21 protein-coding genes and 3 tRNA genes are annotated in these 21,799 nt (G+C 64.1%); 4 read left to right on the top strand and 20 right to left on the bottom strand.

Going from position 1 to position 21,799, the window contains the following annotated elements; translation table 11 throughout:
- Positions 1-107 precede the first annotated feature (107 nt).
- The 5 genes from HV711_RS22645 to uvrC all read right to left on the bottom strand — a co-directional run bounded on the left by HV711_RS22645 (position 108) and on the right by uvrC (position 3,745).
- Positions 108-181: transfer RNA gene (locus HV711_RS22645), tRNA-Cys, on the bottom strand.
- A 98-nt stretch (positions 182-279) separates the two neighbouring features.
- Positions 280-355 (bottom strand) — tRNA-Gly (locus tag HV711_RS22640).
- 75 nt (positions 356-430) lie between these two features.
- Positions 431-506, bottom strand: a tRNA-Gly gene (locus tag HV711_RS22635).
- Positions 507-729: 223 nt separating this feature from the next.
- The gene (pgsA, locus tag HV711_RS22630) at positions 730-1,323 is read right to left on the bottom strand and encodes a CDP-diacylglycerol--glycerol-3-phosphate 3-phosphatidyltransferase (protein WP_013589141.1); all 594 of its coding nucleotides are present in this window, start codon (positions 1,321-1,323) and stop codon (positions 730-732) included.
- A gap of 199 nt (positions 1,324-1,522) precedes the next feature.
- Entirely contained in the window at positions 1,523-3,745 is a 2,223-nt protein-coding gene (gene uvrC, locus HV711_RS22625) for an excinuclease ABC subunit UvrC (RefSeq protein WP_035482171.1), read from the bottom strand.
- 152 nt (positions 3,746-3,897) lie between these two features.
- Between uvrC and earP the strand changes: the two genes are divergently transcribed.
- Positions 3,898-5,100 (top strand): elongation factor P maturation arginine rhamnosyltransferase EarP, encoded by a 1,203-nt coding sequence (gene earP, locus HV711_RS22620; protein ID WP_028363042.1) that lies wholly within the window; start codon positions 3,898-3,900, stop codon positions 5,098-5,100.
- Positions 5,101-5,516: 416 nt separating this feature from the next.
- Positions 5,517-6,074, top strand: a complete 558-nt coding sequence (gene efp / locus HV711_RS22615) for an elongation factor P (protein WP_013589144.1) — start codon at positions 5,517-5,519, stop codon at positions 6,072-6,074.
- A 16-nt stretch (positions 6,075-6,090) separates the two neighbouring features.
- Here the strand turns inward: efp and HV711_RS22610 are convergent, their stop codons facing one another.
- On the bottom strand, positions 6,091-6,276 hold the full coding sequence (locus tag HV711_RS22610) for a hypothetical protein (RefSeq protein ID WP_035482175.1): 186 nt from the start codon (positions 6,274-6,276) through the stop codon (positions 6,091-6,093).
- A 58-nt stretch (positions 6,277-6,334) separates the two neighbouring features.
- Here HV711_RS22610 and HV711_RS22605 point away from each other — a divergent pair, with 58 nt between their 5' ends.
- Positions 6,335-6,541 (top strand): CsbD family protein, encoded by a 207-nt coding sequence (locus tag HV711_RS22605; RefSeq protein WP_013589145.1) that lies wholly within the window; start codon positions 6,335-6,337, stop codon positions 6,539-6,541.
- 355 nt (positions 6,542-6,896) lie between these two features.
- The gene (locus tag HV711_RS22600) at positions 6,897-8,279 is read left to right on the top strand and encodes a sigma-54-dependent transcriptional regulator (RefSeq protein WP_015003385.1); all 1,383 of its coding nucleotides are present in this window, start codon (positions 6,897-6,899) and stop codon (positions 8,277-8,279) included.
- 89 nt (positions 8,280-8,368) lie between these two features.
- On the opposite strand, the gene nagZ is transcribed toward HV711_RS22600, so the two are convergent.
- From nagZ to HV711_RS22530, 14 genes are all read right to left on the bottom strand, one after another.
- Positions 8,369-9,397: a beta-N-acetylhexosaminidase gene (nagZ, locus tag HV711_RS22595; RefSeq protein WP_035482177.1), complete on the bottom strand. Its 1,029-nt coding sequence runs from the start codon at positions 9,395-9,397 to the stop codon at positions 8,369-8,371.
- Between the two features lie 67 nt (positions 9,398-9,464).
- Positions 9,465-9,905, bottom strand: coding sequence for a holo-ACP synthase (gene acpS, locus HV711_RS22590; RefSeq protein ID WP_035482179.1), 441 nt, complete (start codon positions 9,903-9,905; stop codon positions 9,465-9,467).
- Positions 9,906-9,931: 26 nt separating this feature from the next.
- On the bottom strand, positions 9,932-10,696 hold the full coding sequence (pdxJ, locus tag HV711_RS22585) for a pyridoxine 5'-phosphate synthase (RefSeq protein WP_035482181.1): 765 nt from the start codon (positions 10,694-10,696) through the stop codon (positions 9,932-9,934).
- Positions 10,693-11,613, bottom strand: coding sequence for a DNA repair protein RecO (recO, locus tag HV711_RS22580; protein ID WP_013589150.1), 921 nt, complete (start codon positions 11,611-11,613; stop codon positions 10,693-10,695). The genes pdxJ and recO overlap by 4 nt, the downstream gene beginning before the upstream one ends.
- Positions 11,600-12,499 (bottom strand): GTPase Era, encoded by a 900-nt coding sequence (era, locus tag HV711_RS22575; RefSeq protein ID WP_028362844.1) that lies wholly within the window; start codon positions 12,497-12,499, stop codon positions 11,600-11,602. Before era ends, recO begins: the two co-directional genes overlap by 14 nt.
- Before the next feature lie 52 nt (positions 12,500-12,551).
- Positions 12,552-13,955 carry a ribonuclease III gene (rnc, locus tag HV711_RS22570; protein WP_035482183.1) on the bottom strand — a complete coding sequence of 468 codons (1,404 nt, stop codon included), beginning with the start codon at positions 13,953-13,955 and terminating at the stop codon, positions 12,552-12,554.
- Positions 13,956-14,160: 205 nt separating this feature from the next.
- Positions 14,161-15,054, bottom strand: a complete 894-nt coding sequence (lepB, locus tag HV711_RS22565) for a signal peptidase I (RefSeq protein WP_028362846.1) — start codon at positions 15,052-15,054, stop codon at positions 14,161-14,163.
- A gap of 18 nt (positions 15,055-15,072) precedes the next feature.
- The gene (gene lepA, locus HV711_RS22560) at positions 15,073-16,866 is read right to left on the bottom strand and encodes a translation elongation factor 4 (RefSeq protein WP_013589154.1); all 1,794 of its coding nucleotides are present in this window, start codon (positions 16,864-16,866) and stop codon (positions 15,073-15,075) included.
- Between the two features lie 223 nt (positions 16,867-17,089).
- Positions 17,090-17,362, bottom strand: a complete 273-nt coding sequence (locus HV711_RS22555; RefSeq protein WP_028362847.1) for a glutaredoxin family protein — start codon at positions 17,360-17,362, stop codon at positions 17,090-17,092.
- Complete coding sequence (locus HV711_RS22550) at positions 17,359-18,870, bottom strand: DegQ family serine endoprotease (RefSeq protein ID WP_015003393.1); 1,512 nt, start codon at positions 18,868-18,870, stop codon at positions 17,359-17,361. Before HV711_RS22550 ends, HV711_RS22555 begins: the two co-directional genes overlap by 4 nt.
- Positions 18,871-18,905: 35 nt before the next feature.
- Positions 18,906-19,949 carry a MucB/RseB C-terminal domain-containing protein gene (locus HV711_RS22545; protein ID WP_035482209.1) on the bottom strand — a complete coding sequence of 348 codons (1,044 nt, stop codon included), beginning with the start codon at positions 19,947-19,949 and terminating at the stop codon, positions 18,906-18,908.
- 4 nt (positions 19,950-19,953) lie between these two features.
- Complete coding sequence (locus HV711_RS22540) at positions 19,954-20,586, bottom strand: sigma-E factor negative regulatory protein (RefSeq protein ID WP_028362849.1); 633 nt, start codon at positions 20,584-20,586, stop codon at positions 19,954-19,956.
- An 81-nt stretch (positions 20,587-20,667) separates the two neighbouring features.
- Positions 20,668-21,267 (bottom strand): RNA polymerase sigma factor RpoE, encoded by a 600-nt coding sequence (gene rpoE, locus HV711_RS22535; protein WP_006051939.1) that lies wholly within the window; start codon positions 21,265-21,267, stop codon positions 20,668-20,670.
- A 115-nt stretch (positions 21,268-21,382) separates the two neighbouring features.
- A complete protein-coding gene (locus tag HV711_RS22530; RefSeq protein ID WP_341809899.1) occupies positions 21,383-21,784 on the bottom strand; it encodes a protein YgfX in 402 nt (133 codons plus the stop codon).
- Positions 21,785-21,799 lie beyond the last annotated feature (15 nt).

Here is a 21,799-nt window from a genome sequence, read left to right as displayed (position 1 = left end):
GTGCCGCTGGCGTTGGAGGCCTCGCACTGCACACGCGTTCAAGCCGGCGACGAGCGCGGAAAAAAGAAAAGCCCCGACAGGTCGGGGCTTTTCTGCACTTCAACTTCTGGAGGCGCGAGCCGGAGTCGAACCGGCCTAAACGGCTTTGCAGGCCGCTGCATAACCGCTTTGCTATCGCGCCGCAAGCGGATTGGAACCTAGCTGCAGATTCGCTGATTTGTCTCGTGGACAACCGTCAGTCCACCAAACAAAAAGGGAAGCGTTGCTTCCCCTGATGTATGGAGCGGGAGACGAGGCTCGAACTCGCGACCTCAACCTTGGCAAGGTTGCGCTCTACCAACTGAGCTACTCCCGCATTGCACTGCTTCGCAACGCCTTGCACTTTGACTTCGCCACACTACTTACTGAACAACGCGCTGCTTCAAAAATCTGGAGCGGGAGACGAGGCTCGAACTCGCGACCTCAACCTTGGCAAGGTTGCGCTCTACCAACTGAGCTACTCCCGCATTGCACTGCTTTCTTCTACTGCCACCGACGCTCAGAACTGCGTGCATCGGAGAAACGAGATTATGGAGAAACGACTGAAACGTGTCAACCCCCTTTGCTAATCTCTTTAACTGAACAGATTTCACTCACGGGCTTGCCGCTTGTCGCTGCTTTTCGTCGTGCTTCTCGCCACTTGTGGCTGCCTGTCGCTGCCCTACGAAACAGGCTGGACCACGCGGGAATTCAGACCACCCCGCCCCGTTCGCGGATTTGCGGCCACGCGAGCTTCATGTAATAGAGCATCGACCAGATGGTCAGGAATGCCGCGAGATAGATGAGCCACAAGCCCCACGTGCGCGTGTCGATAGCCACGCCGCCGCCGAACGACAAGGGACCGTTGAACAGCAGCATGGGAATCGCCACCATCTGGCAAGCCGTCTTGAATTTGCCGAGCGAGTTCACGGCGACGCTCTTTGACGCCCCGATCTGCGCCATCCATTCGCGCAGCGCCGAAATGGCGATCTCGCGTCCGACGATCACGAGCGCAATTGCCGAGTCGATGCGCGCGAGCTGCACGAGCACGAGCAACGCGGCTGTCACCATCAGCTTGTCGGCGACCGGATCGAGAAACGCGCCGAACGCCGAGGTCTGATTCCACTTGCGAGCCAGGTAGCCGTCGAACCAGTCTGTCAGCGCGGCCAGCACGAAGATGGTCGCCGCCGCGAGATTGCGGTGCGCCGGGCTCATCATCATGTCGGGCAAATAGAACACGCCGACGACGAGCGGAATCAGAACGATCCGCAGCCAGGTCAGGAAAATCGGGAAGTTGAACGGCATGGGAAGGCGCAGCGTCTGACAGGAGAGATGCAATTGTGCCGTGTCACCGTGCCTGCCACAAGCAAAGCGGCGCCGCGAGCCCGGGTGTGCGCCTTACGTGTGCGCCTTACGTGTGCGCCCCACGCGCGCGCCTGACGCGCCGGCCCTCGCGGGCCGCACGGCTGCTGCCGCCGGGGCGCCGAGCGGCGAGCGTCGCCAATCAGTGCAATTGCCGGTAGATCTGCTCGGCGAGCGCCTGCGAAATGCCTTCGACGCTCGCGAGATCCTCCACGCTTGCCGCGACCACCCCGCGCAAGCCCCCGAAGCGCGCCAACAGCCGCTGACGCCGCTTCGCGCCGACGCCCTCCAGTTCTTCGAGCCGCGACGTCTGGCGCGTCTTGCCGCGCTTCGCGCGCATGCCGGTGATGGCAAAGCGGTGCGCCTCGTCGCGGATTTGCGCGACCAGCATCAGCGCGGCGCTTTCCTTGCCGAGTTCGAGCGGCGCGCGGCCGTCGGCGAAGATCAGGGTTTCCAGGCCGACCTTGCGCCCCTCGCCCTTCGCGACGCCGACGAGCATCCCCGTGTCGAGGCCGAGCTCGGTGAACACCTGGCGCGCGATTTCGACCTGGCCTTTGCCGCCGTCGATCAGCACGATGGTCGGCAGGATGCCGCCCGACGCGACCGGCTCCGCGGCCTCCGGCGCCAACGACGGATCCACGGCCGCATCGCTTTGCAGATCGACGGCTTCGTCGGAGGCGTTCGCGGCGGCTTGGGCGACCATCTTCTCGTAGCGGCGCGTGAGGACCTGGCGCATGGCCGCGTAGTCGTCGCCGGGCGTGATGCCGGTAATGTTGTAGCGGCGATATTCCGACGACTGCATCTTGTGATGGTGATACACCACGCACGACGCCTGCGTCGCCTCGCCCATCGTGTGGCTGATGTCGAAGCATTCGATCCGCACATGCGCGAGGTCGTCGCACTCCATGCCGAGCGTGTCGGTGAGCGCGCGCGTGCGGGCCTGCTGCGAGCCTTGCTCCGACAGTAGCCGCGCGAGCGCGAGCCGCGCATTCTGCTCGGCCATCGCGAGCCACGCGCGACGCTGGCCTTGCGGCTGACGCAGCACGGTGACCTTGTGGCCGGCCTGCTCGATCAGCACGTCGACGAGTTCGCGCGTAGCCGGCGCGTGACTGACGACGAGCACGGGCGGCACGCGGTTGCCCAGATAGTGCTGGGCGATGAACGCCTCGAGCACTTCGGATTCGATGCCGCCCGCCGCGCGGCGTTTGCGCGGCTTGGCGGGTTCGCTGCCGGATGCGGGGTCGGTGTCGGCGCTGCTGGGGTCGACGCTGTCCGAGTCGTTGTCGGCCGGGTCATCGTCGGTTGAGTCGCCTTCGCTCCCTTCCTCGTCTTCCGGCAGCAGCTCCTCTGCAATGGCGAGCGCGTCGGCGTCCGCTTCCCGGCCTGCGTCGTGTTCGACCGACGAACCCGCGTCCGGCGCGATGCCCGCCAGCGCGTCCTCGTCGCCGGCATCTTCCAGACCGCCCTCTTCCGCGGTGAGCGCGCTTTCCACGTGCGCGGGAAAATAGGCTTTATCGCCGAGATGCCGGCCGCCGCGCACCATCGCGAGGTTCACGCAAACCCGCCCGCCCAGCGCGACCACCGCGAGAATGTCGACGTCGCTGTCGCTGCCCACTTCAATGGCCTGCTGATGAAGCACGGTCGAGAGCGAACTCATCTGGTTGCGCACCGCCGCCGCCTGCTCGAACTTCAGCTCGCTCGCGAACGCGTGCATCTTCTGCTCGAGTTCCTTCATCACCTCGCCCTGGCGGCCGAGCAGAAAGCGCGATGCATTGGCGACGTCGCGCGCGTAATCCTCTTCGCTGATGTTCGCGACGCACGGCGCCGTGCAGCGCCCGATCTGGTGCAGCAGGCACGGCCGCGTGCGGTTGTTGAAGACCGAGTCCTCGCAGGTGCGCAGCTGGAATACGCGCTGCAGGATCTGAATGCTCTCGCGCACCGCCCAGGCGCTCGGAAACGGCCCGAAGTACTGGTTCTTCCGATCCACCGAGCCGCGGTAGTACGCCATGCGCGGGAACTTGTGCCCGGTCAGCTTCAGATACGGATACGACTTGTCGTCGCGAAACAGAATGTTGTAGCGCGGCGCGAGGGCCTTGATCAGATTGTTTTCGAGCAGCAGCGCCTCAGCCTCGGAACGTGTGACGGTCGTCTCGATACGCGCGATGCGCGTCACCATCATCGCGATGCGCGGCGACAGCTGCGTTTTCGTGAAATAGCTCGACACGCGCTTTTTCAGATCGCGCGCCTTGCCGACGTACAGCACCGCGCCGTGCGTGTCGTAATAGCGATAAACGCCTGGCAGATGCGGCAACTGGGCGAGCACTGTCTTTGGCTCGAATTCGATGCTTGCTTCGGGTTCGGTCATGCAGATGGGCTGGGTGGAACGGTCTCGCGAAGAGTCGCGCCGCCGCACGCGCGCCCGCGTTGCGGCCGGCGCGCGAAAATTGGACGGATGCTGCGTACAGGTGCTTTAGAATCGCCAGTTTAGAACATTCCGCGTCCGCCCGAGCCCTGCTCATGTCCTCCACTGCGCCGCTCCCCGGCTCTCCCGCCGCGCCGCCGGGCCCACCGGCCGCTGCCATTGCGTGCGATATTTTCTGCGCGGTGATCGACAATTTCGGCGACATCGGCGTGTGCTGGCGTCTTGCGCGGCAATTGGCCGCCGAGCACGGCTGGCAGGTGCGCGTCTTCGTCGACGATCTGCATGCGTTCCAGAAGCTGTGCCCGTCGCTTGCGCCGGATCGCGCGCGGCAGACGGTCGCCGGCGTCGTCGTCGAGCATTGGCATACGCCCGCGCACGCGGGCGACACGCTGGAGACGGCCGACGTCGTGATCGAGGCGTTCGCCTGCGAGCTGCCGCCCCTCTACGTGGCGGCGATGGCGCAGCGCGAGCGCGCGCCCGTGTGGATCAACCTCGAATATCTGAGCGCCGAAGACTGGGTTGCCGACTTTCATCTGCGGCCGTCGCCGCATCCGCGCTATCCGCTCGTCAAGACGTTCTTTTTTCCCGGACTCGGTCCGGGCACGGGCGGCGTGCTGAAGGAACGGAATCTGGATGCCGCGCGCGCCGCGTTCGAAGCATCGCCGGCCGCGCGCGATGCCTGGTGGCGCGAAACCGTCGGCCGTGCGCCGCCCGCCGACGCGACCGTCGTATCGCTTTTCGCGTATGAGAATCCCGCCGTCGACAGCCTCCTCGAACAATGGCGCGACAGCGCGGAACCCGTGGTGCTGCTCGCGCCGGAGGGCCGCATTTCCGGTGCGCTGGCGCGCTTTTTCGGGCTGCCTGCGTTCGGCGCGGGTGCCCATGCGGAGCGCGGCGCGCTGAGCGCGCACGGCCTCGCGTTCACGGAGCAGGCGGGCTACGACGCGCTGCTGTGGGCGAGCGACCTGAACTTCGTGCGCGGCGAGGACTCCTTCGTGCGCGCACAGTGGGCCGCGAGGCCATTCGTCTGGCATATCTATCCGCAGGCCGACGACGCTCATCTGCCGAAACTCGATGCCGCGCTAGCGCACTACGCGCGCACGCTTGCCGCCGAGCCCGCCGCTGCGCTCGCGCGCTTCTGGCACGCGTGGAACGGCGGCGGCGTCCCCGACTGGGCGGCGCTGTGCCGTCACGCTCCCGCGCTCCGGCGGCGCGCGGTCGAATGGGCCGGCGAGCTGGCGCAAGTGGGCGACCTCGCGGGAAATCTGGCCTTGTTCACAAAAACTCAGTTAAAATAAGCGGTTATCCAACGGCCGACGACGCAAGCGCGGCCCGATCGCAGCAAAAATCCTGGTCGAAAGCGGGTTCGAGCGAACTCGTAAAAGCGCCCGGACCGCGCTGCCGACCGGCGCCACTCGTGGACACGCCCGCATCGGGTAAAAAAGCAGGTAACGGACTGCGGCGGACTGCGGCGGACTGCGGGATAGTGGGGCTGTGACACTGTGGCGGCGGCTAAATAGGCAACATCAGTCGCAACGTCGGCGGCAACGTCGGCAACAGCGCCACCCAATCCCGCGGCAAGCCCGCCACGCTTCATGCACGCTTCCCGCCAGGCCGTCCCGGCGCGGCGCGAGGTGCCGGAAACGTCGAAGCCGCTTGCGCCGTATGCCGTTGAGCACCAGTTACAGCTACTTATTTCGTACAGGACAGTTTTATGAAGACCGCACAGGAACTCCGCACGGGCAACGTCGTGATGATCGGCGCTGACGCCATGGTCGTGCAAAAGGCCGAATACAACAAATCGGGCCGCAACTCCGCCGTCGTCAAGATGAAGTTCAAGAACCTGCTGACCGGCGCAGGCATGGAAAGCGTCTACAAGGCAGACGACAAGTTCGACGTCGTCGTGCTCGAGCGTAAGGAAGTGACGTACTCTTACTTCGCCGACCCGATGTATGTGTTCATGGACGCCGACTACAACCAGTATGAAGTCGAAGCCGAAATGATGGGCGACGCAATGAACTACCTCGAAGACGGCATGGCTTGCGAAGTTGTCTTCTACAACGACAAGGCCATCTCCGTCGAACTGCCGACCACGCTGGTCCGCGAAATCATCTATACGGAACCGGCTGTCAAGGGCGACACGTCGTCGGGCAAGGTGCTGAAGAACGCCAAGCTCAACACGGGTTTCGAACTGCAAGTGCCGCTCTTCTGCAACATCGGCGACAAGATCGAAATCGACACGCGTACCCACGAGTACCGCAGCCGCGCCTAAGCGCCGGCCACCTCTCTTAGCGCGACGCATCGCGCTTGAGAAAAAATAAGAAAGCGCCCAGATTGGGCGCTTTTTCTTTTTTGTGCCGCCGAGTATCTTTGAGGAAAACTTTACCGGCAATTTTCTCAAAATTGCCGGCGCCGCCGCCCGTTCTTGCCGGCTCTCGCCCGGTAAGCCATTGATCTAGCAAGCCAAAACGCATTGGCACAAGTCATGCTAGTCAACACTTACCTTATGTTTCTCGACTGCGGAGATGCGAGATGAACAACGACATCGCGGAAGGCAAGTGGAAGCAACTGGTTGGCAAAGCCAAGGCGGCATGGGGCGAGCTGACCGACGACGAACTGACGAAGGCCGAAGGCCGCGCCGATCGTCTGGCCGGCCTGATCCAGGAACGTTACGGCAAGACCCGCGAAGAAGCGGAGCGTGAAGTGCGCCGCTTTTTCGACAGCAACCGGGATATCTGACGCGAGAAAGTGAGGTAGGTACCGGCGCCCTTGCCTTCACATCGTGGCCGCGAGGGCGCCGGCGGATTCCGACGGGCGGCCCGACGCGGAGCAGGGAGTCGCGAATCGCCCTTTTGCTGCAACAAAGGACCAGAACTACGTGAGTCGACTCGCCGCCCGCATCGCCCGGCGTCATACCAGCCGGATACCGCACTCATGCCGACTGGAGGGCCGCTGCCGCGCCGACTCCATCGAGGCAGCGCGCGTGGCGACGTATCCGACCGACAGTACCGGCCAGCCATCGCGCCCGCGCCGCACGCCCCGCTCCGGGCGCGCAGAAGCAGGTCTTTCATCCATTTAATAAGTTGCGCTCGCCATGCCACACGCCCTGATTGTTGAAGACGATCCCAATAGCCTGTCGGGCCTGTCCGCCATTCTTGCCGCCGACGGCTTCTCCGTCGACACGGCGACGACCATCGCCGAAGCGCGGGCCGCGCTGACGCGCTTCATTCCCGACGTCGTGCTCGTCGACCTGAATCTGCCCGACGGCAGCGGCCTCGACCTGTTGCAGCATTTGCCCGCGCATCCGCCGGGCGGCGCCCTGCCCGTCATCGTGATGACCGGCAACGCGACCGTCGAAAGCGCGATCGAGGGATTGCGGCACGGCATCTGGGACTATCTGCTGAAGCCGGTGAACATTCCGCGGCTGCGCAGCCTGCTCGCGCGCATTCCGCGTCCGTACGAGCTGACCGAGGAAGTGCAGACGCTGCGCGCGTCGCTGCGTCAACTCGGCCGCTTCGGCTCGATGCTCGGCCGCAGTCCGGCCATGCAGCACGTCTACGACACGATCGAACACATCGCGCCGACGGAAGCCGCCGTGCTCATTTCGGGCGAAGCCGGCACCGGCAAGCAGGTCGCGGCCCGCACGATGCACGACATGAGCCGGCGCCGCAAAGGTCCGTTCGTCACGCTCGACTGCCGCGGCGCGGGCGGCCCCCCGGCGCTCCGTTCGCTCGACAGCGTGTTGTTCGGCCACGAACGCGGCGCGTTCAGCGGCGCGGAACAGCGCGAGCCGGGCCTGTTCGAGCAGGCGAGCGGCGGCACCCTTTTCATCGACGAAATCGCGGAGTTGCCGCGTGCGCAGCAGGAGGCACTGCTGCGCGCGCTCGATTCGCAGACTTTCATGCGCGTCGGCGGGACGAGCCAGGTGGTGACCGACTTCCGTCTGATCGCGTCGACGCGCAAAGTGCCGCGCGCTGCGGTGGCCGACGGCAGCCTGCACGAAGATCTGGCGCTGCGCCTCGAAGCCGCGGCGGTGACACTGCCTCCGTTGCGCGAGCGCGGCGAAGATCCGGCGCTGATCGCGCAGGCTATCGTCGACGAACTGAATCACGACGCTGCCGCGCGCGGCGCGTCCGAGATCGCGAAACAGATCGGGCCGAATTTCCTGCGCGAATGCCTGAGCTACGAATGGCCGGGCAACGTGCGCGAGCTCGAGGACCGCGTGCGGCGGGCGTATCACGCGTCGGGCGACGTGCTCGAATCGTTGCGCGCGGACGAAGCCGGCTCCGTCAATGGCCGCGATCTGAACGGCAGCCGTGTGCAGGTCACGGTCGGCACGCCGCTCGCGGACGTCGAAGAAATGCTGATTCGGGCGACGCTCGACGCGGTTGGCGGCACGCGCCATCGGGCGGCGTCGCTCCTCGGCATCAGTCCCAAAACGCTCTATAACAAGCTGCAGCGAATGCGGCTGAACTGACGCGAGCCGGCCGCCTCCGGGCATCGGATGCAAAAACGGCGTCTCATTCGAGACGCCGTTTTTTTTGACTACCGCTCGCCGCTTGCCGCTCAGGCGAACACGCTGCGCAGCAGCGCCTGCGCTTGCAGATACTGCGGCTGCGCGATCAGCTTGCTCCACTTGAGCGGCTTGCCGCGGGCCCGCATGCGCTTCAAGCGCTGCTGCGATTCCTTCGACGGCGTAAAGCGCAACTCGTCCAGCACCTTTTCAGCCTGGTCGGGCTGATTGCAGATCAGCACCATGTCGCAGCCGGCTTGCAGCGCGGCAGTCGCGCCTTCGGTGAGCGTGCCGCCCTGCCGCGCGGCTTCCATCGAAAGGTCGTCGCTGAAAATCGCGCCCTCGAAACGCAGCTTGCCGCGCAGAATGTCCTGCAGCCACACGCGCGAAAAACCCGCCGGCTTCGAATCGACTTGCGGATACACCACATGCGCCGGAATCACCGAGCCGAGCGCGAGGCCTAGCCAGTCATAAGGCGCGACGTCGTCGCGCAGGATGTCGTCGAGCGAACGGTCGTCGACAGGCATCGCGACGTGCGAATCCGCATGCGCGAAACCATGCCCCGGGAAATGCTTGCCGCAGTTGCTCATGCCGGCAAGCGCAAGACCGTGGTTGAGGCTTTTCGCGAGCAGCGTCACCACGCGCGGATCGCTGTGGAACGCGCGATCGCCGATCACCTGCGACTGACCGTAGTTCAGGTCGAGCACTGGCGTAAAGCTCATGTCGATCCCGCAAGCGCGCAGCTCCGATGCAAGGATATAGCCGACCGCAGTGGCGACCTTGGTGGCATGCAGCACGTCGCTGTCCCATAGCGCGCCGAGCTTGCCCATGGCCGGAAGCACTGTGAAGCCGTCCGTGCGGAAGCGCTGCACGCGCCCGCCTTCGTGATCGACGGCAATCAGCAGATCCTCGCGAATCGCGCGGATCGAATCAGTCAACGCGATGAGTTGCGCGCGGCTTTCGTAGTGGCGCGCGAACAGGATCACGCCGCCGGTCATCGGGTGAGCAAGGCGGCGCTTGTCGTCGTCGTTCAGCGTTTTGCCGACCACGTCGAGCATGACCGGTCCAGGAATGGTTTTCATCGAATTCCGTTGGAAGAATGCGTGCAGCAGGAAAAGACGCGGCCGCGCGGGCCGCGCCCCGGAGTTGTTATTCGGCGGCGCTCGAGGGCTGCGCGCCGCCCGCCTCGTCGACGCGCGTGGTTTCGGCGATCACGAACGACACCGCATAGTCGCGCTCGTCGCTGATCGTGACGCGCGCCGTGATGCCGCGCGCGTCGAGCCATTCGGCGAGTTCGCCGGATGCGACCACCATCGGCTCGCCGCTCGGCTTGTTGAGCGTTTGCAGCGCGCGCCATGTCATCGGCCAATGCATGCCGAGACCGATCGCTTTGGAGAACGCTTCCTTCGCCGAAAAACGCGTGGCGAGAAACGCGAGGCCGCGCGCCGCCGAACGTGCGTGGCGTGCGTGATAGACGCGCAGTTCGTCGGGACCGAGCACTTTCTCGGCGAAGCGGCCGTTGGTGCGCTGCATGACCGCCGCGACGCGGCTCACCTGCACGATGTCCGTCCCGATACCGTAGATCGCCATATGCGTTAGTGGCCCTCGCGACGGCATCAGGCGCGCGCGCCGAGACGCGCGGCCACCATGATCGCCTTCATCTCGCGCACCGCGTTGTCCCAACCGGCGAAAATCGCGTGCGCGACGATCGCATGACCGATGTTCAGCTCGACAATGCCGTCGATTGCCGCGATCTGCTGGACGTTCGTGTAGTGCAGGCCGTGCCCGGCATTGACCTTGATGCCGAGCGTCGCGCCGAACTCGACCGCGCGGACCACGCGCTCGTATTCGCGCTGCTGTTCCGCGGGGTCGTGGGCTTCGGCGTAGCGCCCGGTATGCAGCTCGATCACCGGCGCGCCGGCCTCGTGCGCGGCGCGAATCTGCGTTTCGTCCGGATCGATGAAGAGCGACACGCGCGAGTTCGCGTCCGCCAGTTGCCGGCATGCGGCGCGCACGGCCTCGAACTGGCCGGCCACATCGAGCCCGCCCTCGGTCGTCAATTCCTGGCGCTTTTCCGGCACGAGGCAAACGTCGTGCGGCTGCACCTCGCAGGCGATGTCGAGCATTTCCTGCGTGACCGCGCATTCGAGGTTCATCCGCATCTTCAGGAGCGGACGCAGCGCGCGCACGTCGGCGTCGACGATATGGCGGCGGTCCTCGCGCAAATGCAGCGTGATGGCGTCGGCGCCGGCCTCTTCCGCCATCAGCGCGGCGCGGATCGGATCCGGATACGAGGTGCCGCGCGCGTTGCGCAGCGTGGCGACGTGGTCGATATTCACACCGAGATCGATCACATTCGGCGACGTTAGGAAGAAGCTCATAAGTTCTGCAAGTCGATCAGAATCTGGCGCGTCGCGAGCGGCGTGCCGCCAAGATAAGTGTTGAGCAGAAAGCGCATCAGCGTTTTGCTTTGCGCCACGGTCTGCGCTCGATGGTAATCGTCCTTTTCCATATCGAGCAAGGTCTGGCCTGCGACCACCGGCCATTGCGCCGGCAAGTCGCCGGAGGCTTCGCGCACGCCGCGTTCCGGGTCGAACACGTAGCGGCCACCGGCTTCGACGGCTCTGCGCGCGACCGTGCGATCCAGCGACATCGCGTAACCGGTCTCGCGCAACAGCACGCGCTCGAAGGAGCGGAGCACCTGGACCGGCGGCTCGTCGTGCGCGAGGCGCGTCATGGTGACCACGTAGTGATGGAAGAGTTGCGGATGCGGATCTTCGCGCGCACAGAACTTGACGAGCAGCTCGTTCACGTAGAAACCGCACAGGAGCGCGTCGCCGGTCAGAGGCAGCATGCCGCCGACCCATTCGGCGCCGGTGAGCGTGCGCACTTCCGACTTGCCCGACCATGACAGCGCGAGCGGCTGGAACGTCTGCAAGACGCCGCGCAATGCCGAGTGCGGCCGCTTCGCGCCCTTTGCGACGAGCGCGAGACGCCCGTGATCGCGCGACAGCACGTCGATGATCAGACTCGTCTCACGGTACGGATAGCTATGCAGAACGAAGGCGGGCTGCTCGGCGATCCGGTATTCGGAAGCTGCGCCCCCGCGCGACGACTTGCGGGCTGGCGCCTTGTGCGCCGGATCGCCGGCTGCGGCGCCGGCTTCAGCGGATTTTTTCGCGGATGATGTGCGGCTAGCGCGAGCGGACTTGGAGCGCTCGCGAGACGGCTCGGCCGGCTCCGAATCGTCCGGACCGGTGTCGGAATTCAGCGTGACCCACGCGTCATTCGTACCCATACGCGCGAAGTCCTGCTTCATTGTCGGCCCAGCCGCTCTTCACCTTGATGAAGGTTTCGAGATAGACGGGGCCGTCGAACAGCTTTTCCATGTCGAGGCGCGCCTCGGTGCTGATCTGCTTCAGCTTGGCGCCCTTCTGGCCGATGATCATCGCCTTGTGCGTGTCGCGTTCGACGAGAATCGTCGCGAAGATACGGCGCAGGCGCCCTTCGGTTTCGAACTTGTCGATCAGTACGGTGCTCGTGTAGGGCAGTTCGTCGCCGGTCCAGCGGAACACTTTTTCGCGCAGAATTTCCGCCGCGAGAAAGCGCTCGCTGCGATCGGTGAGATCGTCTTCGCCGTAAATCGGCGCGCCTTCCGGCAGGTAGGGCTTGACGGTCGCCATCAGACGCTTGATGTCGTCGGGGTTCTTGGCCGACAGCGGCACGATCTCGTTGAACGGGCGCAGGGCGCTCATCTGCTGCATGAACGGGAACAGCGAATCTTTGTCCGACACGCGATCGAGCTTGTTCGCGATGAGCAGCGTGGGCACCGAAGGCGGAATCAGGTCGAGCACTTTCTGATCGTCCGCGCCGAAACGGCCGGCCTCGATCACGAACAGGATCGCGTCCACGGCGGTGAGCGTGGACGTCACCGCCCGGTTCAGCGACCGGTTCAGCGCGCTGCTGTGCTTGGTCTGGAAGCCCGGCGTGTCGACGAAAATGTACTGGGCGTCTTCCAGCGTATGGATGCCGGTGATGCGATGGCGCGTGGTCTGCGCCTTGCGCGACGTGATGCTGACTTTCTGGCCGACCAGCGCGTTCATCAGCGTCGATTTGCCGACGTTCGGGCGGCCGACGATCGCGACCATGCCGCAGCGAAAACCAGTGGGAGTGGGAGCGTTCATATTCGGGCTACGGCAGGTTCGGATCGACGCGCGAAAAGGCGCGCCTTGGCAATCAATGGCCCGCGTCGGCGACGCGCGTGGGTACCGCGTCGGCTACGCCGGGTTCGTGTTCGGTGCGCGCCGCGGCGCTGGTCGCCGGGGCGGCGCCGCTGCCCGCTGCCTCGCGGCTGCGGTGCGGCTTGTCCGTGCCGCGGGCGGTGGGGTCGGCGGGTTTCGTGTCGACGGGTTTGGTTTCAGCGGGTTTAAGGTCGGCGGCCTTTGGGTCGGCGGTCTTCAAGTCGGCAGCTTTAGGGTCCGCACTCTTTGAATCTGCGGCCCGCGGTTCCGCGGCCTTCAAGTCCGCGACTCTCGACTCCACCGCCTTCGATTCAGTCGGCTTGTCTGCTGCGGATTTCTCTGCCGCCTTCTCCACCGGTTTCTCGCTCACCTGCGCGGCAGGCCTATCCAGCCTGTCGGCTTTGTCCGCCATGTTGCCTCTTTCGGCCTTCTCGGCCTTGTCCGCGCGTTCGAGCCTCTCCGGCGCGCTGTACTCCACGTGGGCGGCGCGAATCACGGCAAGCGGTGCCGCGGCAGTCGCCACCGCGAGGGCCGCCCGCTCACCGACGGGCTCCGCGCCCGCCACCGTACGCGCTTCGCCTCGCGCCGCCGCGCGTTCGCTCTTGCGGTCGGGGCTGCGCAGATCCAGCGCGGCCTGCACGCCGGTGACGCCTGGCACGATTTCGGCCTCAGCCTTTTTCGCCGCGCGGGCGCCCTTTGACCGCTTCGACTTGGAGACGACCGCAGGCGCTGCGGCCATGACTTCGTCGAGCGCTTTTTTCGCTGCAGCCTGCTCCGCCGCCCGGCGGCTCGCGCCGGAACCGGACACTTTCACGTCCAGCTTGGGCACTGTGCATTCGACTTCGAATTGCTGATTGTGCGCCGCACCATGGGTCGCGACAACGGTGTAGGTGGGCAGCGCAATCTTGTGCCCTTGCAGATATTCCTGCAGAAGCGTCTTGGCGTCCTTGCCGAGCGTGCGCGGGTCGATGTGATCGAGAATAGGCACGTAAAGACGCTTGATGACGGTCTGCGCGGCTTCAAAGCCGCCGTCGAGGAACACCGCACCCAGCACGGCTTCCAGCGTGTCGGCAAGGATGGACGGCCGGCGGAAACCGCCGCTGCGCAGTTCACCCTCGCCGAGGCGAAGTCCTTCCGAAATATTCAGGGCCTGAGCAATTTCGTAAAGCGATTGCTGCTTGACCAGATTCGCACGGACGCGCGACAAATCGCCCTCGTCCAGCTTGCCGAAACGTTGGAACAAAAGCGCAGCCACCGCGCAATTCAGAACGGAGTCGCCAAGAAATTCGAGCCGTTCGTTATGCGTGGAGCTATGACTGCGGTGCGTTAAAGCCTGGCGCAGCAATTCCGCATTGCGAAATTCGTAGCGCAGACGGCTTTCCAACGGAGATGAGGGCATGGGCAGAGTATAACGCGGGCGCCGTACCGGGCGAAAACGCGGTACGGCCAGCGGAAAAAGCGTGGTGAAGCGACGTTACCGGAGTTTCTTAAAGTGGCGTGGCAACACACCGCCGCTTTGACGGCCGCGTTCGTGATCGATCATGGACATGCGATCAGTCGAGAAGCGGCGCGGCTCGCGGCGTGTCATGCGGCTCACGCGAAGCTCACTGGAACGAACCAATGCGCTTGAGATTGCTGAAGTTCATCCAGATAAAAAACGCGCGGCCGACAATATTCTTATCCGGCGCAAAACCCCAATAGCGGCTGTCCGCACTGTTATCGCGGTTGTCGCCCATCATAAAGTAATTGCCCGGCGGCACCTTGCAGATAACGCCGCGTGCGTTGTAGGTGCAGTTATCGCGATAGGGATAATCTTCCGCGCCGACGATAAACGGCGGCACCGCAGGATTGTTCAGAATCGCATTCTTGCGGCCGTCCAGGTTTTCTTCAAACTGCTTTGCATAACCAAGACGTTCCTCGTCGAGATAATCGGGCAGCGGCGTTTCGGGCACCGGCTTGCCGTTGATCGTCAACTGCTTGTCCTGATAGGCGACCGTGTCGCCCGGCAAGCCGATCACACGCTTGATGTAGTCGACCGACTCGTCTTTCGGATAGCGGAACACCACCACATCGCCGCGCTCAAGCGGCCGGCCCTCGGTGAGTTTGGTGTTCGTGATCGGCAGACGGATGCCGTAGTCGAATTTATTGACGAGAATGAAGTCGCCCACGACCAGCGTCGGCACCATGGAGCCCGACGGAATCTTGAACGGCTCCACGACGAAAGAGCGCACCACGAAAACCACCAGAATCACCGGGAAAAAGCTCGCCGAATATTCGAGCCACCACGGTTGGCGCAGCTTGTCGTCACGCAGACGAGCGCGCGTTTGCGCGGCGTTTTCATCGGCGAAACGCTCGCCGATGCGCTCCTGCTGACGGTCGAACTCCGCGACCGCCGCTTCCGCCGCGCGCCGCCGTTGCGGCATGAAAACCAGTTTGTCTGCGACCCATGCGACGCCCGTCAAAATGACGAGCACAAAAAGAATCAGCGCAAAATTCATAGGGTTCCGTTGTTCGTCTTATTTGTCTTCGACACGCAGGATGGCGAGGAAAGCCTCTTGCGGAATCTCGACGGACCCCACTTGCTTCATTCGCTTCTTGCCTGCCTTCTGCTTTTCCAGCAGCTTCTTTTTACGTGTAATGTCGCCGCCGTAGCATTTTGCCAGCACGTTCTTACGCAAGGCTTTAATGTTCTCACGCGCGATGATGTTCGAGCCGATGGTCGCCTGAACCGCGACGTCGTACATTTGACGCGGAATCAGCTCGCGCATTTTCGCCGCCACTTCGCGGCCGCGATACTGGCTCTGCGAGCGGTGCACGATGACCGACAGCGCGTCGACCTTGTCGCCGTTGATCAGCATGTCAACCTTCACCACATCCGACGCGCGATATTCCTTGAACTCGTAATCCATCGACGCATAGCCGCGCGAAATGGACTTCAGGCGGTCGAAAAAGTCGAGCACGACTTCGCCCATCGGAATCTCGTAGGTCAACTGCACCTGGCGGCCGTGATACTGCATGTTGATCTGCGTGCCGCGTTTTTGCGTACACAGCGTGATCACCGGGCCGACGTAGTCCTGAGGCATGTACAGATTGACCGTGACGATCGGCTCGCGCACTTCTTCGATCTTCGACGGGTCGGGCATCTTGGCCGGATTCTCGACCATGATGACGGTGCCGTCGCGTTGCACGACCTCGTACACGACGGTGGGCGCGGTGGTGATCAGGTCCATGTCGAACTCGCGTTCGAGACGTTCCTGCACAATCTCCATGTGCAGAAGACCCAGGAAGCCACAGCGGAAACCAAAGCCCAGCGCTTGCGAAACTTCAGGCTCGTAATGCAGCGATGCGTCGTTCAGTTTCAGTTTTTCCAGCGAGTCGCGCAGCGCGTCGTACTGATTCGCCTCGACCGGATAGAGGCCGGCGAACACCTGCGGCTTCACTTCCTTGAAGCCCGGCAGCGGCTCCTCAGCGGGACGGTTCACGAGCGTGACGGTATCGCCCACCTTCGCGGCGGCCAACTCCTTGATGCCCGCGATGATGAAGCCCACCTGCCCTGCCGACAACATTTCCAGATTCTTCGACTTGGGCGTGAACACGCCGATGTGCTCGACCGGATACTGCGCGCCGGTGGCCATCAGGCGGATCTTGTCTTTCGGACGCAGCGTGCCGTTGACGATACGCACGAGCATGACGACGCCGACGTAGTTGTCGAACCACGAGTCGATAATGAGCGCCTGCAGCGGCGCTTCAGGGTCGCCCTTCGGCGGCGGCACTTTGGCGATCAGCGCCTCGAGCACGTCTTCGACGCCGAGACCGGTCTTCGCGCTGCAGTGTGTGGCGTCGGTCGCGTCGATGCCGATCACGTCTTCGATTTCGGCGATCGCATTTTCCGGATTCGCGGCCGGCAAGTCGATCTTGTTGAGCACGGGAACGACTTCGACGCCCAATTCGATTGCCGTGTAGCAGTTGGCGACCGTTTGCGCCTCCACGCCCTGGCTCGCGTCCACCACCAGCAGCGCGCCTTCGCATGCCGACAGCGAGCGGCTGACTTCGTACGAGAAGTCGACGTGGCCCGGTGTGTCGATCATGTTGAGGTTGTAGACCTTGCCGTCGCGCGCGCGATAGGACAGCGCCGCGGTTTGTGCCTTGATGGTGATGCCGCGCTCGCGCTCGAGATCCATCGAGTCGAGCACCTGGGCTTCCATCTCGCGGTCGGACAAACCGCCGCAAATCTGGATGATGCGATCGGCGAGCGTCGACTTGCCGTGGTCGATGTGCGCAATGATCGAGAAGTTACGAATATGATCCATTCAGTGCCGATCAAGCAAAAAAGGCGCGCTCGGACAATAGCGGAGCACGCCTTGTAAGTAGGTGAAAAACTTATCTATTTTAGCCGAAAAGGCCGGCGCCCGGCGCATCTTGCGCGCTTTGGGCGAGAAGCGGGTTCCCGAAAGACGCCCGAGCCGGGCAGAAAAATCCGCCTCCAACGTGCGTAGGCAGGCGGGAGACACTCGCGGCAGAGCGCGCCCGCCTTCAGCGAGCCGGTTCGGCGCCGGCAACGCGAGCCGCTAGCGCGCCGCGCACGCGCGCTTCGTCGAGATGGTAGTGACAGAGCTGCACGCCGTCGCACACCAGCACCGGCACGAGTTCGTTGTAGCGGGCCTCGAGCAACGGATCGCTGTCGACGTCGATCACGACGAGCTGCGCGCCGAACTCGGCCAGCAAGGGCTCGAGCGCCGCGCGCATGTCGTCGCACAAGTGGCACCACGCGCGCCCGTAGAGCGTGAGCGGCGCCGTCTTCGTCATTTCTGGACGCCGCGCGGACGAATCGGCACGAACTGCGTGTTCTCGCCGCGGCGGACCAGCAGCGCGACCATTTTCTGCGAGTCCAGATGCGCAGTGAGTTCGTCGAACTGCTTCGCACTCGTGATGTCGGTATCGCCCACGCGCAGAATGATGTCGCCCTTCTGCAAGCCGACCCGCGCGGCCGGACCGTCCACCGCGTCGATCTGCACGCCGTTGCGCAGTTTGAGCGTGCGCAGCTGATCGGCCGGAATATCGCTGACGGCAAGCCCGAGCGCGTTCGTGGCGCGCTGCTTCGGCGCCTGCGGCTTCTTCTGATCGGCCTTCGATGTCTTGTCAGGCTGCATCTCGGCGATCGTGACCGGCAGATCCCGCGTTTGGCCCTTGCGCCAGACGGTGATGGTCGCCTTCGTGCCCGGCTTCGTGTCGCCGACCATGCGCGGCAGGTCCGTCGCCGTATCGACCGAATGGCCGTTGAACTTGAGGATGATGTCGCCCGGCTGCACGCCCGCCTTGTCCGCCGGGCCGCCCGGCTCGACGCTGCTGACGAGCGCGCCTTGCGCCTTCGGCAAGCCGAGCGAGTCCGCGACATCTTTCGTCACTTCGCCGATTGCCACCGCGATGCGGCCGCGCACCACCTTGCCCGACGCTTTCAGCTGGTCGGCCACGCGCATTGCCTCGTCGATCGGGATGGCGAACGAAATGCCCATGAAACCGCCGGTGCGGCTGTAGATCTGCGAGTTGATGCCGATCACCTCGCCCTGCATATTGATGAGCGGGCCGCCCGAGTTGCCCGGATTGACGGCCACGTCGGTCTGGATAAACGGCAGATAGTCGCCGGTATCGCGCCCCTTCGCGCTGACGATGCCGGCCGTGACCGTATTCTCGAGGCCGAACGGCGAGCCGATCGCGACGACCCACTCGCCCACGCGGACCTTGTTCGAATCGCCGATGGTGATGGTCGGCAGGTTCGCGGCGCTGATCTTGACGACCGCGACATCCGTCCGGTCGTCCACGCCGATGAGCTTCGCCTTGAACTCGCGCTTGTCGGTCAGCGTGACGTAAATGGTGTCCGCGTCGTCGATGACGTGCGCATTGGTCATCACGTAGCCGTCGGCCGACAAGATGAAGCCCGAGCCGACGCCACTGTTCTGTTCCGGATCGTTGCTGTCCGGCCCGTCCTGGCTGCCGCCGCTACCACCGTTATCGCCGCCGCGCGGCGCGCCGGGCGATTGCGGCGACTGCGGCATCGGAATGCCGAAGAAGCGGCGGAAGAACTCGGACATGTCGCCGTCGTCCATGCCCGGCGGCAACGCGCCCCGCGGCCCCCCGCTGCTCGTCACGCGCGTGGTCGTGCGAATGTTGACGACAGCCGGACCGACCTTGTCGACGAGGTCAGTGAAGTCGGGCAGATTGGCTGCGGAGGCCGCCGACGCCGTGTGCGGTGCGAACGGCAAACATGCCGCCACTACCGCGGCCGCGAGAAATTTGCGCACCGAGAAAGTCGTCATATCGTAGGAAGCCGAGGGATGCAGGAGTCGGAGAATTACTTCGGAGCCTTGTATTCTATGGCAGACGCAAATTGCTGCAACGTGGCCTGAGGGACTTCACCGAGCAGGGTAATCCAGAAGTCGCCGCGGCGCTTCACCAGCACGTGGGTCGCGCCGCTGCTGCCCGCGCCTTCCTTGCGCGTGTTGTTCTCAACCGGCTCGATGAACACCGAGACCGCGGCGAGACCGTCGGAAAACACTGCCTGATCGACCGGAATGGTCGGTTGGCCGGCTTCCCGCGCCGCCATGGGACGGCGCAATTCGCGAATCTTGCGGAAACCCGGCACGGCCGAGCCGAATTGCCACCCTTGCGCAGCCATGTCGACCGGCTCGATGGGTGGATGCACCACCGTCCAGCCGGCGGTGTTGCGAATACCGCTCACGATACCGGCCTTCTCGACCGGCACGCCGATGCGAATTTGCGAAAAGGACAGTTGTTCGAGCACCTGACCGTTCGGATCGAGCGTTTGCGCGCGCAGCAGCAAGCCCGTTTTCTTGTCGGCCCACAGCTTGTAAGCGAAACGGTAGGCGTCTTTGGGGTCGAGTTCGATCACCTGGCTTTCAACGCCCGCCACGCGATCGTCGCCGAGCAGTTTCGGCTCGTATACGGACAGCACCTGCTCGCCGCTCACAGCCAGCAAAGCGGGGAACGAGTCCTTGTTCTGGCGCTTTTCGACCACACACAAGTGGCGCTCGGGCACGAACGTGTAGAGCTCGTCGTTATGACGCAGCATCTTGCGCGGCTTGCCGTCGAGGCTCTCCAACTGCTCGAACTCGCCTTCGGCCCGGGTCGCGTAATGGGCGATGCGCGACGTCTGAACGAAATTGCCGCGCTGATAGACGAACGCGCCCTCGTAGTTCTGCTGCTGCGCGGCCTGATGAATGCGGTCCAGCAGATCGGCGGCCGTGCGGCGGGCGACGAGCGGGTCGTCGGTTTGTGCAAATACCCGCGGTGTAGCGGACAACAATACGGCTGCGCAGAACAGGAATGCCGGCAGCCGCCCCCAGATAGTCGTTTTATTGAACCGCGGAGTCTGCATCAAACTATTGGCCTTGCGTGGAAACGGCGGCAGCGCGGATCAGCGGCATGGAGCCCGGCATGACCGGCTGCTGCGCGAATTGCTGATGGGCTTCCAGATACTGGTCGAGGCTCGCGTCGCGAATGATATTGGCGTCTTGTGCGATCGGCACGACATTGGCCGCGGGCACGGGCGCCATGGCGACCTTCTGCAGCGCGTCGCCATGCGAGGACACGGAGGCAACCTGGGTGGCGCCGGGGCCACCCGGCACGCCTTGGAGCTGCGGCACAACGATCCACGTCAGCGTAGCGGCCGCCGCCGCCACCGCAAAGGCCGGCACCACGCGGCGACGCAAAGCCAGCAGGCGCCGCGCGACCGGCTGCGCAGCCGGCGCGAGCAGATGCGGCTCGCTCTCGAGGCGCGCAGCGAAGCCACTCAGGAAAGCGCTGCTGGCCGCGGAACTGACCGCGAGATCGTCGGAACGCAACGCGTCGCCGATCAGGTGATAGCTGGACCATGCGGCGCGATCTTCGCCGTCCAGCTCGGACAGAAACCTGTCAAGATTCAGATGCTCTTCGCCGAACAGCTCACCGTCGACAAAAGCGGACAGACGCTCGCCGCGCGAACTGGCTTGCGATTGCATCGAGACCGACCCCATGATGCTCCCCATCTTACAAAAACCCCGTAGTGACACCACTAATCCAGATATTGCCCCCGCGCCCCGTTCGGCCGGCTGGGCTTACCAGCGCTTGCCTTCAGGTGTGTCAAGCAACGGACGCAATTTTGCCGCAATGGCTTCGCGAGCGCGGAAAATTCGCGATCTGACGGTGCCGATCGGGCAGCCCATCATCTCAGCGATTTCCTCGTAGCTCAAACCTTCAATTTCACGAAGAGTAATGGCGGTGCGCAGCTCTTCCGGTAAAACCGCCATTGCCGCATTGACCGTCTCGGCGATCTGCTTGCTCATCAACATCGACTCAGGCGTGTTGATATCCCTTAGTTGGTCGGCGTCGGAGAAAGTTTCAGCTTCTTCAGCATCGGCTTCCGTCGATGTCGGCGCGCGCCGGCCTTGGGTCGCAAGGTAGTTCTTCGCCGTGTTGACCGCAATCCGGTACAACCACGTATAAAACGCGGACTCGCCGCGAAATTGCGGCAACGCGCGGTAAGCCTTGATGAAAGCGTCTTGCGCGACGTCTTCCACTTCGGCGGGGTCGCGCACGAGGCGCGAGATCAGCCGGAGAATCTTGCGGTGGTATTTGGAGACCAGAAGCTCGAACGCGGCCTTGTCGCCCTTCTGGACGCGTTCGACCAGCACCTGATCAATTTCTTTTTCGCTCACCTGATAAATCCGTTAACTTGAGGGCGCATGACGGGGGCACCATTGTAGCGTCCGCCCCGACGGGGCGCGTTACGGGGGACATGCCGCCCGGTAACAGCGGTTACAGTCGTAACAGTCACGCGCCGGCGCGCCGCCGGGCCCGCACCGCGAGCTCGCGGAAGACCGCTGGCGGGACTGTGTCGGCGGGCACAAGCAGCGTGTGCCGGCGGCCCTCGTCCGGCTTCAGGACGAGCACGAGCAAACGGTCGCTCCAGTGCGCGCAACCGGCTATGCGGCCCTGCGCAAGCAGAACACCCGCCCGCCCCCACGCAGTGAGGCTCTCGCGCCCCATTGTCAGCGCGACAGGCTGCGCCCGCTCGTGACTCACCGAGCACAGCGCAAGAAGCGCGAACGCGGCAAGCGCCAACGGAAGCGCCTGCAAGACGCCCAGCCACGACGACACGCAGCTATAAACCGCCGCCGACGCCGTCGCGACGCAAGCGGCAGACACAGCACGCATCGTGAAAGAGCGCCGCAGCGCGATTCGCTGCGG

It is taken from the genome of Paraburkholderia phenoliruptrix (assembly GCF_902859825.1).
GTDB lineage: Bacteria > Pseudomonadota > Gammaproteobacteria > Burkholderiales > Burkholderiaceae > Paraburkholderia > Paraburkholderia phenoliruptrix.
This window is presented reverse-complemented; position numbering and strand designations above follow the sequence as displayed.